Origin of the sequence: Martinezella rhizogenes (assembly GCF_027460065.1) — a bacterium.
GTDB classification, from domain to species: Bacteria; Pseudomonadota; Alphaproteobacteria; order Rhizobiales; family Rhizobiaceae; genus Agrobacterium; species Agrobacterium rhizogenes_C.
Genome location: NZ_JAPYZZ010000019.1, coordinates 57,397 through 70,376, shown reverse-complemented (window position 1 = coordinate 70,376; position 12,980 = coordinate 57,397). Strand labels below are relative to the sequence as shown.

9 protein-coding genes are annotated in these 12,980 nt (G+C 61.2%); 4 read left to right on the top strand and 5 right to left on the bottom strand.

Annotated features, from left to right (window positions below):
• Positions 1 to 105: 105 nt before the first annotated feature.
• On the bottom strand, positions 106 to 636 hold the full coding sequence (locus O8B93_RS23140) for a hypothetical protein (protein WP_269712194.1): 531 nt from the start codon (positions 634 to 636) through the stop codon (positions 106 to 108).
• A 215-nt stretch (positions 637 to 851) separates the two neighbouring features.
• Here O8B93_RS23140 and O8B93_RS23135 point away from each other — a divergent pair, with 215 nt between their 5' ends.
• Positions 852 to 2,066: an NADP-dependent isocitrate dehydrogenase gene (locus O8B93_RS23135; RefSeq protein ID WP_269712193.1), complete on the top strand. Its 1,215-nt coding sequence runs from the start codon at positions 852 to 854 to the stop codon at positions 2,064 to 2,066.
• Between the two features lie 334 nt (positions 2,067 to 2,400).
• Complete coding sequence (locus O8B93_RS23130) at positions 2,401 to 3,030, top strand: glutathione S-transferase family protein (RefSeq protein ID WP_269712192.1); 630 nt, start codon at positions 2,401 to 2,403, stop codon at positions 3,028 to 3,030.
• A 20-nt stretch (positions 3,031 to 3,050) separates the two neighbouring features.
• On the opposite strand, the gene O8B93_RS23125 is transcribed toward O8B93_RS23130, so the two are convergent.
• The 3 genes from O8B93_RS23125 to recA form a co-directional block, all read right to left on the bottom strand.
• Positions 3,051 to 3,902 (bottom strand): AraC family transcriptional regulator, encoded by an 852-nt coding sequence (locus tag O8B93_RS23125; RefSeq protein ID WP_269712191.1) that lies wholly within the window; start codon positions 3,900 to 3,902, stop codon positions 3,051 to 3,053.
• A gap of 170 nt (positions 3,903 to 4,072) precedes the next feature.
• Positions 4,073 to 6,736 carry an alanine--tRNA ligase gene (gene alaS / locus O8B93_RS23120; RefSeq protein WP_269712190.1) on the bottom strand — a complete coding sequence of 888 codons (2,664 nt, stop codon included), beginning with the start codon at positions 6,734 to 6,736 and terminating at the stop codon, positions 4,073 to 4,075.
• 230 nt (positions 6,737 to 6,966) lie between these two features.
• A complete protein-coding gene (recA, locus tag O8B93_RS23115; protein WP_269712189.1) occupies positions 6,967 to 8,058 on the bottom strand; it encodes a recombinase RecA in 1,092 nt (363 codons plus the stop codon).
• A 246-nt stretch (positions 8,059 to 8,304) separates the two neighbouring features.
• Between recA and O8B93_RS23110 the strand changes: the two genes are divergently transcribed.
• Entirely contained in the window at positions 8,305 to 9,246 is a 942-nt protein-coding gene (locus tag O8B93_RS23110) for a carbohydrate kinase family protein (protein WP_269712188.1), read from the top strand.
• Positions 9,247 to 9,275: 29 nt separating this feature from the next.
• On the top strand, positions 9,276 to 10,199 hold the full coding sequence (locus O8B93_RS23105) for a pseudouridine-5'-phosphate glycosidase (protein ID WP_269712187.1): 924 nt from the start codon (positions 9,276 to 9,278) through the stop codon (positions 10,197 to 10,199).
• A gap of 234 nt (positions 10,200 to 10,433) precedes the next feature.
• Here O8B93_RS23105 and O8B93_RS23100 read toward each other — a convergent pair whose 3' ends face one another.
• Positions 10,434 to 12,713, bottom strand: coding sequence for an OmpA family protein (locus O8B93_RS23100; RefSeq protein WP_269712186.1), 2,280 nt, complete (start codon positions 12,711 to 12,713; stop codon positions 10,434 to 10,436).
• Positions 12,714 to 12,980: the final 267 nt, after the last annotated feature.

Genomic DNA, 12,980 nt, shown 5'->3' with positions numbered 1-12,980 from the left:
CCGTGTTTGAAGCGCGGCATCGATTTTTGAACCGATGCCCTAAAGCGCGCCTCACTGGCACAGATCAGCGCGAAAATCAAAGCCGGAGGGGTATAAAGGCCGCCCTCACTCCCCCTTGATGATATTCGCCATCTCTTCGCGCAGCGAATCCCGGCCCTCGTCACCCACCCGGTGAATATCGCTGATAACAGGCCGGCCATCTTCCTCGATGACGTCGAAATGCACCTCGTCGACGCTCGCCTTTATCTCGGCCTCGTCCATGCAGGCCCAGAGCTTGAATTTCGCCGTCACGTCCGTCACGCCGTCCTTAACCGCACCCGGGGTCACCGAGACTTCCTGCAGCGGACAACCATCCTGGGAGTTGGTCACAACGTCATAACCGAAAGGATCGCCCTTCTCGCCGCTTTCGGCTTCGTAAGCCGGCTTCTTGGATGCCTCGCGATACTGGGCAACGAAGTCCTTGCTGAACAGGCTGCTCAGCATGTCCTCATCGAAAATATACTTCCAGTTTTCCGCATCGCCCGACCAGTTCTTGACGGTGATGTCCATCACTTTCTGGACGGGATCGGCAGGCCCGACCGCAAGGGCGCTGTGGGAAAAGAGGACGGCGGCAGTCAGAAGCAGAATTTTCCGCATGATGTGATCCCGGGATAGGCCCGACACGCGGGCGAAGCGATTCGCCTGACTGTATTCCGGCATTGTGGTTTGGCAATGCGCAAAGCGTTATTGCGCTGCGCCAAAAAAGCGCCCCCCATGGCTTTGCCTCAGACGCTCGCGATGCTATAGCCCGACCGGATATTTTTCCGACTATTGGTGTCATCAGGCGCCACAGCTTCGAAGGTGAGGAATTCATGGCAAAGATCAAGGTAGCCAATCCGGTCGTCGATCTCGACGGCGACGAAATGACCCGTATCATCTGGCAGCTCATCAAGGACAAGCTGATCCTGCCTTACCTCGATCTCGATATCGAATATTACGACCTCTCGGTTGAAAACCGCGATGCCACCAACGACCAGGTGACTGTGGATGCGGCACACGCCATCAAGAAGCACGGCGTCGGCATCAAGTGCGCGACGATCACGCCGGACGAGCAGCGCGTCGAGGAATTCGGCCTGAAGCAGATGTGGAAGAGCCCGAACGGCACGATCCGCAACATTCTGGGCGGCGTTATCTTCCGCGAGCCGATCATCTGCAAGAACGTTCCGCGCCTCGTACCCGGCTGGACCAAGCCGATCGTCGTCGGCCGTCACGCTTTCGGCGACCAGTACAAGGCAACCGATTTCAAGTTCCCCGGCAAGGGCAAGCTGACCATCAAGTTCGTCGGTGAAGACGGCCAGGTCATCGAAAAGGACGTCTTCGACGCCCCGAGCGCCGGCGTGGCACTGGCCATGTACAACCTCGATGAATCGATCCGCGAATTCGCCCGCGCCTCCATGAACTATGGCCTGATGCGCAAGTGGCCGGTTTACCTCTCCACGAAGAACACCATCCTCAAGGCCTATGACGGCCGCTTCAAGGATATCTTCGAAGAAGTCTACCAGACCGAGTTCAAGAAGCAGTTCGACGAAGCCGGCATCACCTATGAGCACCGCCTGATCGACGACATGGTCGCTTCCGCGCTGAAGTGGTCCGGCGGCTACATCTGGGCCTGCAAGAACTACGATGGCGACGTTCAGTCCGACACGGTTGCGCAGGGCTTCGGTTCGCTCGGCCTGATGACCTCGGTTCTGCTTTCGCCGGATGGCCGCACGGTCGAAGCCGAAGCTGCGCACGGCACGGTGACGCGCCACTACCGTCAGCACCAGAAGGGTCAGGAAACCTCGACCAACTCGATCGCCTCGATCTTCGCCTGGACCCGTGGCCTCGCCCACCGCGCCAAGCTGGACGACAATGCGGAACTGGCAAAGTTCGCAACGACGCTCGAGACCGTCTGCGTCGATACCGTCGAAAGCGGCTTCATGACCAAGGACCTTGCGCTCCTCATCGGACCGGACCAGCCCTGGCTCTCCACCACCGCCTTCCTCGACAAGATCGACGAAAATCTCAAGAAGGCCATGGCGGCCTGAAATCAGGAGGCAATGCCCGCCTGAAATGATGAAACAGGAAAACCCGGCCGCAACGCCGGGTTTCTTTTTTGCTCACAGTATCTTGATTAGCCATTGTACTAGGCGCAGAATTCGATTCCGCGTGCCACGGCCAGTACAACAATAAGACAAAACCAAAACAGCATATCACTGCGTATAACTTGCCCGGCACAGTCAAACATTTATCGGAGCATCACCGCGATCTTCAGCAAGACGCTGATGATGCTGCGGATCACAAATAAATCGAAGCGCAGGCGCGAAATCCGTTCCGGTTTTCCCATAATGCTTCGGCGATTTTGCTTGGGGAGGCAAAAGCATGAGTGAACTGATATTTTATACCAATCCCATGTCGCGCGGACGCATCGCGCGCTGGATGCTCGAGGAAGTGGGTGTTCCCTATAAAACGGAAATACTGGGTTTCGAGACCTCGATGAAATCGCCCGCCTACCGGCTGATAAACCCGATGGCCAAGGTGCCGGCGATCAAGCATGGCGATACCATCGTCACCGAGGCGGCGGCGATCTGCGCTTATCTCGCCGATGCCTTTCCCGGCGCGAACCTTGCGCCCACACCGAAGGCGCGCGGGCTCTATTACCGCTGGATGTTCTTCGCCGCAGGCCCGCTGGAAATGGTGGCGAGCATGAAGGCGATGGGTTTCGAAGTGCCCAAGGAGAAACTGCGAATGGCCGGCTGCGGCAGCTATGCCGACGTGATGAACACGCTCGAACGCGCCGTCAGCGAAAACCGCTTCGTGGCCGGCGATCTCTTCACCGCGGCGGATGTCTATGTCGGCGCCCATGTCGGCTGGGGGCTACACTTCGGCACCATCGAAAAGAGGCCGGCCTTCATCGACTATATGGCGCATCTGACCGACCGCCCGGCCTTCAAGCGAGCCGCCCAGCTCGATGAAGAGGCCGCGAAGGAGCTGCAAACGGCGGCAAGCTGACTGCATACGCGCTCCCGTCGTTATGCCAGCGGCAGGTAAATATCCGTCAGCAGTTCGGTTGGCGGTGTGTCCCTGGGACTGTTCAGATACTCCTCGAACATCGCGCCGGCGCCGATCTGTCGTCCGGAGGCGGGGAGCCATTCAGCATAAAGCCATCGGTAAGCCCGGTGCATATCCGCATAGGGTCCCTTGTGGCGAAGCACGGCATAGTCGCCGCCTGCAATGGATTGCCGCTGCAAAGGCTCGCTCTCCATCGGCAACACTACGCCAGTGACGCAGGCGATGGAACGAAGGTCATCGGCAGGCACGATATCGGGATCGTCGAAATAAACCCCGATCATGCGCATGTCCGCTCCGGCCAGTCCACGCGCATACAGCGTCCCGAACAGGGTTTCGAACGCCTTGCTGATCAGCATGTAGGAGCCGCGATGCGGCACGCCGGTCAGCATCATGGGAGAAACGGTTTTCACAGCAATATCAAACATATCGGTCGCCTTTTCTAAAGGAGCTGCGTTGAACAGGCTGTGGCTTCCCTCCTTCCGGTAACGCGCCGGCGGCATGCCGTAGGCCGTTTTGAATATACGGTTGAAGGACTGGAGGTTTGGGTAGCCCGATCGTTTTGCAATATCGCCGATGGCAAGATCGCCGCGGACGATCTCGCCCGCCGCGCGGTGCAACCGCAGCCTCTTGACGGTCATGGCCGCCGTTTCGCCATGGATTGCCCGATAAATTCTGTGCCAGTGATAGCTTGACATGCAGGCGATTTCCGCCAGCCGGCCCATATCCAGTTCCTCGTCAAGATGGTCGTGAATATAGGCCGAAACCCGCCTCAGACGCGTTTCATAAATTGCCCAAGCCGTGTCACTGTTCATATCGAGCCTCTTTGCAAAACCGATGGCCAATAGAACCATAACCCGATTTGACAAATCCTGCTCAGTTGGGTGCCCGGCAAACGAGGCCGGCAGCCGCCCGTCCTCGCCTCATGGGTGAAAACGGAAGTGGTTGGCCCGGAAAACCGGACCAACCCCGTGGTTTTGGCGGATCAGGCCGCCAGTGTTGCGGCCACCGCTTCGATGGCCTCCTGCGCCTTGGCGCCGTCCGGACCGCCGGCCTGCGCCATGTCAGGGCGACCGCCGCCGCCCTTGCCGCCCAGTGCTGCGGATGCGGTGCGAACGATGTCCACGGCGCTGAAACGGGCCGTCAGATCTTCGCTCACGGCCGCAACGGCGCTTGCCTTGCCGTCTTCGGAAACAGCGATCAGAAGCACGACGCCGGAGCCGAGATTGGCCTTGGCTTCATCGGCAAGACCCTTGAGGTCCTTTGCATCGATGCCGGACATGGATTTCGCCAGGAAATTGACGCCGGCAACCTGCTTGACGTCGCTCGCGCCGGCGTCCGTCGAACCACCGCCCATGGCGAGTTTCCGGCGCGCATCGGCAAGCTCGCGCTCCAGCTTCTTGCGCTCGTCGAGCAGCCCTTCGACGCGCGACAGCACATCGCCCGGCTGAACCTTCAGCGACGAGGCAAGCGCCTTCACCCGCTCATCCTGTTCGGAGAGATAGGCAAGCGCGCCCTGACCGGTGACGGCTTCGAGGCGGCGCACGCCCGCGCCGACGGCGCTTTCGCCGAGAATGCGGATGAGACCGATCTGGCCGGTGGCGCCCACATGCGTGCCGCCGCAAAGCTCGACGGAATAAGGACGGTTGGCTTTTGCGCCATGCAGGCCGGTGCCCATGGAGACAACACGAACTTCATCGCCGTATTTTTCGCCGAACAGCGCCATGGCGCCTTCGGCAATGGCGTCATCGACGCTCATCAGGCGGGTGACGACAGGCGAGTTCTGCAACACGATTTCGTTGGCCATCTCTTCGACGACCTTCAGTTCCTCGGCCGACATCGGCTTCGGATGCGAAACGTCGAAACGCAGGCGCTCGGGCGCAACCAGCGAACCCTTCTGGGCAACGTGAGTGCCGAGCACTTCGCGCAGCGCCTCATGCAGCAGATGGGTGGCGGAGTGGTTCGCACGGAGACGGGACCGCCGGCCGTGATCGACCGTCAATTGCACGGCATCGCCCACTTTCAGGCCGCCCTTGGAAACGGTGCCCACATGAACGAAGAGGCCTTCGCCCTTCTTCTGGGTATCGGAAACGACAAAGGCGCCGTTGTCGCCGGAGATCACACCGGTATCGCCCATCTGGCCGCCCGACTCGCCGTAGAAGGGAGTCTGGCTGACGACAACCTGCACGGTCTCGCCATCTGCAGCACTCTCGATGGTCTTGCCGTCCTTGACGATCGCCTGGATGACGCCTTCGGCGGTTTCGGTATCGTAACCGAGGAACTCGGTCGCGCCGAGCTTTTCCTTGAGCTCGAACCAGACAGTCTCGGTCGCCTTGTCACCGGAGCCGGCCCAATGCGAGCGGGCTTCCGCCTTCTGGCGCTGCATGGCATCGGTGAAGCCGGAAATATCGACGCCGATTTCGCGGGCGCGCAGCGCATCCTGCGTCAGGTCGAGCGGGAAACCATAGGTGTCGTAAAGCTTGAAGGCGGTTTCGCCATCCAGCATGTCGCCCTTGTGCAGCGTCGAGGTGGCATCGGAGAGCAGCGACAGGCCGCGTTCCAGCGTCTTGCGGAAACGGGTTTCCTCGAGTTTCAGCGTTTCGGAAGTCAGCGCCTCGGCACGGACCAGTTCCGGATAGGCACGGCCCATCTGCTGCACCAGCGCCGGCAGCAGCTTGTAGATCAACGGCTCGCGCGCGCCGAGAAGCTCGGCATGGCGCATGGCGCGGCGCATGATGCGGCGCAGAACGTAACCACGGCCTTCATTGGACGGCAGGACGCCATCGGCGATCAGGAAGGCGGACGAGCGCAGGTGGTCGGCTATGACCCGGTGGCTGGCGCGCTTTTCGCCTTCGGCCGGAACGCCGGTCGCTTCCACGGAAGCGGCAATCAGCGCGCGGAACAGGTCCGTATCGTAATTGTCATGTTTGCCCTGCAGCAGCGCGGAAATACGCTCGAGGCCCATGCCGGTATCGATCGACGGACGCGGCAGGTCGATGCGTTCTTCCTTCGTCAGCTGCTCATATTGCATGAAGACGAGGTTCCAGATTTCGATGAACCGATCGCCATCCTCTTCCGGCGAGCCGGGCGGGCCGCCCCAGATATGATCGCCATGATCGTAGAAGATTTCCGAACAGGGACCACAGGGACCGGTATCGCCCATCGCCCAGAAATTGTCGCTGGTCGCAATGCGGATGATGCGGTCATCGGAGAAACCGGCGATCTTCTTCCAGAGGTTAAAGGCTTCGTCGTCGGTATGATAGACCGTGACCAGCAGACGGTTGCGGTCGATGCCGAATTCTTTGGTGATCAGGTTCCAGGCATGGGTGATCGCCTCTTCCTTGAAATAATCGCCAAAGGAGAAATTGCCGAGCATTTCGAAGAAGGTATGGTGGCGGGCCGTATAACCGACATTGTCGAGGTCGTTATGCTTGCCACCCGCGCGCACGCATTTCTGGGCCGAAGCGGCCGTGGAATAGGGACGGCTTTCAAGACCGGTGAACACGTTCTTGAACTGCACCATGCCGGCATTGGTGAACATCAGTGTCGGATCGTTGCGCGGCACCAGCGGGCTGGAGGGTACGATCTCGTGTCCGTTCTTCTTGAAGTAGTCGAGAAAGGTCGACCGAATTTCATTCACACCGCTCATGCCCACACACCGCTCACAGCTGGAGTCCATCACCGCCACCGCAAAGGATGGCTATATTGCAAAATCAATGGCTTTTATCGTCCACATCCGGCCCTGTCCAGCCATGGAGGCGAAGCAAGACATATAGGCAAGGAAAAAGGGCCGTACGAAGAAAAATCGCACGACCCTTTTGATCCTTATCGGTTCGGCAAAGTCTCCGGGCTGCGATGCCCGGACCTTCGCGAAATGTATCAGCCCTCGTCGCTGCCGTCGTCACCTTCGCCGGCGTCCGGGCCGCCATTCTGCAGGAAGCGGTCGGCGATCAGACCGGCATTCTGGCGCAACGCCAGTTCGATCTCGTTGGCCGTATCCGGATTGTCGCGCAGGAAGGTCTTGGCGTTTTCACGACCCTGCCCCAGACGCTGGCTGTTATAGGAGAACCATGCACCGGATTTCTCGACGATACCGGCCTTGACGCCGAGATCGACCAGTTCACCGGTCTTGGAAACACCTTCGCCATACATGATGTCGAATTCCACCTGCTTGAAGGGCGGCGCCATCTTGTTCTTGACGACCTTGACGCGCGTCTGGTTGCCGACAACCTCTTCGCGCTCCTTGACGGCGCCGATACGGCGAATGTCGAGGCGCACGGAGGCGTAGAACTTGAGAGCGTTACCGCCAGTCGTCGTTTCCGGCGAACCGAACATGACGCCGATCTTCATGCGAATCTGGTTGATGAAGATCACCATGCACTTCGACTTGGAGATCGAAGCGGTCAGCTTGCGCAGCGCCTGGCTCATCAGACGGGCCTGGAGACCCGGCAGGCTGTCGCCCATTTCACCTTCGATTTCGGCCCGCGGCGTCAGTGCCGCAACGGAGTCGACCACGAGCACGTCAACCGCGCCGGAACGCACCAGCGTATCGGTGATCTCAAGCGCCTGCTCGCCCGTATCCGGCTGCGAAATCAGCAGGCTCTGCAGATCCACGCCGAGTTTGCGGGCATAGACCGGATCGAGCGCGTGTTCGGCGTCGACGAAGGCGCAGATACCACCCTTCTTCTGGGCTTCAGCAATGGTCTGCAATGCCAGCGTCGTTTTACCGGAGCTTTCCGGGCCGTAAATTTCAACGATACGCCCCTTCGGCAGACCGCCGATGCCGAGCGCGATATCCAGGCTGAGCGAACCCGTCGAAACGGTTTCCACTTCCACCACATTTTCATTGGAACCGAGCTTCATGATCGATCCCTTGCCGAACGACCGTTCGATCTGGGAGAGCGCCGCTTCCAGTGCCTTGCTTTTATCCACCGATTTATCCTCTACGAGACGCAAAGAATTTTGTGCCATCCGAACCACCTTTAGGTTATTGAAGCCGCACAGGCAATGAAGCAGTATGGAAACGGTATGTACTCTATTTGTTCTCATTTCGCAAGGCTGAGCCAGCATATTGAAAACAAATAGCGATAAGTATTTTGTTCTGCTTTCGTTTTTCCGTGCCCGGCCCATAGCCGCAAACCGGATGCGAGGTCAGGAAGACGCCAGTTTAGGCCGAATCGTCCGGTCTTTCCATCCGCCAAAGAGGGAAACGCAAGCGTGAAGAAAATACTCGTTCTGGGCGGCGCGCATATCGACCGGCGCGGCATGATCGAGACCGAGACGGCGCCCGGCGCCAGCAATCCCGGCTCCTGGATGGAAGAGGCAGGCGGCGGCGGTTTCAACGCCGCGCGTAATCTTTCCCGCCTCGGTTTTGAGGTCCGCATAATCGCCCCGCGGGGCGGTGACGTGACCGGCGACGCCGTGGCGGAGGCCGCACGACAGGCGGGTGTGGAAGACACACCCTTCGTTTTCCTCGATCGCCGCACCCCGAGCTACACTGCCATTCTGGAGCGCGACGGCAATCTGGTCATCGCACTGGCCGACATGGACCTCTACAAACTCTTCACGCCGCGCCGCCTGAAGGTGCGCGCCGTGCGCGAGGCGATTACCGCGAGCGACTTTCTACTCTGCGACGCCAATCTGCCTGACGATACGTTGACGGCGCTGGGCCTCATTGCCCGCGCCTGCGAAAAGCCGCTGGCGGCCATCGCCATTTCACCGGCCAAGGCGGTGAAGCTGAAAGCGGCGCTCGGCGATATCGACATCCTCTTCATGAACGAGGCGGAAGCCCGCGCGCTCACCGGCGAGACGGCACGGAACGTCCGTGAATGGCCGGATATCCTGCGCAAGGCCGGGCTTTCCGGCGGTGTCGTCACCCGTGGAGCAAGCGAAGTCGTGGCCTTCAACCGAACGGAAAAAGCCATCCTCCACCCGCCCCTCATCCGCGAGGTGAAGGACGTCACCGGCGCCGGCGATGCCATGGCGTCGGGTTATCTCGCCGCCATTGCCGAGAGAAAAACAATCGGGGAGGCATTGAGACAGGGGGCGGCGGCAGCGGCCATTACCGTGCAGTCACCCTTCGCCACCTCCCAGGACCTATCAAAAGACAGTGTCGAAGCCATGTTGGGGCTTGTTCCCCAGGCCGAAATGCTGGCATGAACCCGCTTTTAAAAACTGGAACAGATGAAATGACCCGCCCCATCTCCCCGCTCCTGCCCATCGTCTATTCTCAGGAAGTCGCCGCCGCCAAGCAGCGCGGTGCGCCGATCGTCGCGCTCGAATCGACCATCATCACCCACGGCATGCCCTATCCCGGCAATATCGAGATGGCGGAAAGCGTCGAACAGATCATCCGTGATCAGGGTGCGGTTCCGGCCACCATCGCCGTCATTCACGGCACGCTGCATATCGGCCTTGAGAAAGACCAGCTCGAAGCGCTCGCCCAGACCACCGATGCCATGAAGGTCTCGCGCGCCGATATCGCCTTCGCAATTGCCGAGCGCCGCACGGGTGCAACCACGGTGGCCGCCACCATGATCGCCGCCGCCCGCGCCGGCATCCGCGTTTTCGCCACCGGCGGCATCGGCGGCGTGCACAAGGGCGCGGAAGAAACCTTCGACATCTCCGCAGACCTCACCGAGCTTGCCAAGACCGGCGTGATCGTCGTCTGCGCCGGCGCCAAGGCGATCCTCGACATTCCGAAGACGCTCGAGGTTCTCGAAACCAACGGCGTGCCTGTCGTTACCTTCGGCTCCGAAGAATTCCCGGCCTTCTGGTCGCGCTCCTCCGGCCTGGCCAGCCCGCTCTCGCTGAACAGCCCGGCGGCGATTGCCAACTTCCAGGCGACCCGCGAACAGCTCGGCATCGATGGTGGCATGCTGGTGGCCAATCCCGTACCGGAAAAAGACGAAATTCCGCGCGAGGAGATGGAGATTTACATCAACCGCGCCATCTCCCATGCCGAGCGCGACGAAGTCACCGGCAAGGCGGTCACGCCTTACCTGCTCGGCGATATCTTCCGCCTGACCGATGGAAGGAGCCTTGAGACCAATATCGCGCTGGTGCGCAACAATGCGCAGCTGGCTGCGGAGATTGCGGTCGCACTTAACTGAGTTTGTGGACTGAGTTTTCCCTCACGTCGAAACCGACGAATGAGGAGATGCACTCGCCTCCGTCATGCTCGGGCCTGTCCCGAGCATCTGCGACGCCTCGCCTAAGCGAGACGTGATTGGATCCTCGGGACGAGCCCGAGGATGACGTCGAGTTGCCGGAAAGACCCGTCACCGACAACAAAAAGGCCCGGAGAGCTTGCGCTTCCGGGCCTTTGTTTTTCTTCCAGAACCCAATCAGTTCTGTGCGATCGGCTTCACCAGCGGCGTCACGCGGCGAATGGTCACGCGGCGGTTCTGCTGTTCTGGACCGAGCGTCTGGACCTTCAGGTAACGCTCACCATAACCCTGTGTCGCGAGGTTTTCCGGCGGGATGCCGTAAACATCGGTCAGCACGTTGGCCACGGAGGCGGCGCGCTCATCGGAAAGCACGAGGTTGCTTTCGTCCGAACCAACGGCATCGGTATGGCCTTCGATCAGGAAGGTTTCCGCCGGGTTCTTTTGCAGTGCCTTGTTGATCGCGTCGGCCACCTTGCGCAACGAACGGGCCTGCGCCATCGGAATGTCGGCGCTGCCGGTCGCAAAGGTGATCGTATCGAGGTCGATACGGCGCACCTTGTCACGGATACGGGCCGAATAACGCACTTCATCCAGCGAGTAGACGCGCTCCACCGGCTCGACCGGCGGCTGCTCCAGGAAGCGATAATAATCGCGGTCCGGATCGCTCGACGTGTCGATGATGTAGTCCGTCACGGGGATGCGCAGGCGCATCGGCGGCAGGTCGAGACCCGGATCGCGATAGACATAGTCACGATCGGGATCATCCATCAGTTCCGGTGCGTAGAACAGCACATATTCACGACCGCGATCGTCGATGCGCGAGCGCTGTATCACGTCGCCGTAACGGTTGCGGATCGTCACCACCTGCGTGCCGTCGCGACGTTCCACGGTTTCGCGGACGCGACCGCCGGGCAGGCGCTCGTAATAGGGCTCGCCGCCATCGCGGATGAAGCGCTGATTGTCATCGCCACGCACCACGACACGGTCGCCGAATTGCAGGATGATCGGCGCATCCATATCCCGGTCGCGCGGGCGGCCTTCGCGCGGCTGCCATTCGCGTACGCCATCCGGCCGCTCATATTGCGGGCGACGGTCGATGCGCTCGCCCTGCTGGGAGGTGATCGCCTCCAGCTTGACGGGCGGCGGCGGGGCCTTGCCTTCGGCGGCACCGGCGCGCTGCGCCTCGGCGTCGGAGGTCGGAACCTTGACGTCACCGGCCTGCTCGCGCTCGCGGCGACGTTCCTCACGGGTCTGACGGTTGCCGGAGCGCTCCACTTCCTTGTCGCTGTCGAGAACGGCCGCACCCTTGTCGACCGGCAGAATGACGGTGTCGGCGGTCTTGGACGGGTCCTTGGCGATTGCCTTGGCCTTATCAAGTTCTTCCTTCGTCGTTGGCGGTGCTTCCGTCTGCGGAACGGCGACCTGACTGGGCACGGCTTCGCCAGCCGGAGCCTGTCCGGTCGTCGCACCGCTTGGCGGCGGCGTGGGGGCACCGGGAAGCGGCGCTGCGGGTTCGGACTTCACAGGCGGCTGTTCGGAAGGCTGCCGCCCGGGTGCAGGGTTGGGCTGCGCTTCGGGAGCCGGCGGACGCGCGGGCGTTGGCGCTTCGGTCGGAACCGGTGCTTCCTTCACGGCGGGCTCGGGGGCTGCCGGCTTTTTCTCCGGAACGGGTTTTTCAGCCGGTTCGGCTTTCTGTTCCGGGGCCTTTTCCTCTACCTGCGGCTTCTTCGAGGGTGCCGGTTCGCGCGGCTTGGCGGGCTGCTCGGCATTTTCCGGACGCGCGGCGGGCTGCTGTTCGGCAGCGGGTTCCTTCGCGGGCTCCTTCTCCTTGCGGGGACGTTCCGGGCGCTGCTCGCCTTCGCCGGCTGGCTGTTCCGCTTTTTGAGGCTTGCGCGGGCGTTCCTGCGGCTGCTGTTCGGCAGGCGCCGCTTCCGGTGCGGCTTCCCGCTGGCGTTCCGGGCGCTGTTCGCCCTCGCCCTGCGGTTCCTGCGCACGTTCGGGTTTGCGCGGACGCTCCTGCGGCTGTTCGGCAGGTGCCGGCGCGGGTTCCGGGCGGGCCTCGCGTTGCTGGGGCTCGGGCGGAGCTTCGCGCTTGGGTTCGGGTGGAGCTTCGTGTTTGGGTTCAGGACGGGGTTCGGCGGGAGCTGCCTCACGCTTGGGTTCCGGTTCGCGCTTTGGCTCCGGTTCGCGCTGCGGCTCAGGCGCGCGTTCCTCGTGCTTCGGCTCAGCCTGCGGCTTCGCCTCTTCGGCCTGCTGGCGCTTCTTGCGCAGCTCTTCTTCCGGGTTTTCCTGTGCCGGCTCCGCCTGCGCCAGGATCACCTGGCCGGGAAGTGTCTGCGCTGCGGGCGCCTGCACCCGCGCGGCGCTTGCAAAACCGGCCGCGGCCGGCTCCACCGCAATCGCCAGCGACATGAGGGGGAAAACAACCCCCGTCAACAATGTGTTCTTCTTCACCATCGGCGTTTCCTCGTCTGCCATCGTTTTTTAGTCGCCCTTGTCGCGACATCAGTCATCCGGCTGCGCATGCAGGCGCGGGTCAACGCCCTGCACACGCTTCGGTTCCCATGATGGACAAAGCCTTGTGTACCGGAAATGAACAGATCAAGGCCTTTTCGTGGAAGCTCTGCGGCACAAACACGATCACTAATATTGCAGTTGCATTTTTTGACCAACCGGATGAATAATCTGATCCGCGCTGAAGGCCACAGGCGGTATCCTCCGTTC

Coding starts and splice junctions, on each gene's coding strand:
- O8B93_RS23140 (WP_269712194.1), bottom strand. CDS start 636: ATGCGGAAAATTCTGCTTCTGACTGCCGCCGTCCTCTTTTCCCACAGC.
- O8B93_RS23135 (WP_269712193.1), top strand. CDS start 852: ATGGCAAAGATCAAGGTAGCCAATCCGGTCGTCGATCTCGACGGCGAC.
- O8B93_RS23130 (WP_269712192.1), top strand. CDS start 2,401: ATGAGTGAACTGATATTTTATACCAATCCCATGTCGCGCGGACGCATC.
- O8B93_RS23125 (WP_269712191.1), bottom strand. CDS start 3,902: ATGAACAGTGACACGGCTTGGGCAATTTATGAAACGCGTCTGAGGCGG.
- alaS (WP_269712190.1), bottom strand. CDS start 6,736: ATGAGCGGTGTGAATGAAATTCGGTCGACCTTTCTCGACTACTTCAAG.
- recA (WP_269712189.1), bottom strand. CDS start 8,058: ATGGCACAAAATTCTTTGCGTCTCGTAGAGGATAAATCGGTGGATAAA.
- O8B93_RS23105 (WP_269712187.1), top strand. CDS start 9,276: ATGACCCGCCCCATCTCCCCGCTCCTGCCCATCGTCTATTCTCAGGAA.
- O8B93_RS23100 (WP_269712186.1), bottom strand. CDS start 12,713: ATGGTGAAGAAGAACACATTGTTGACGGGGGTTGTTTTCCCCCTCATG.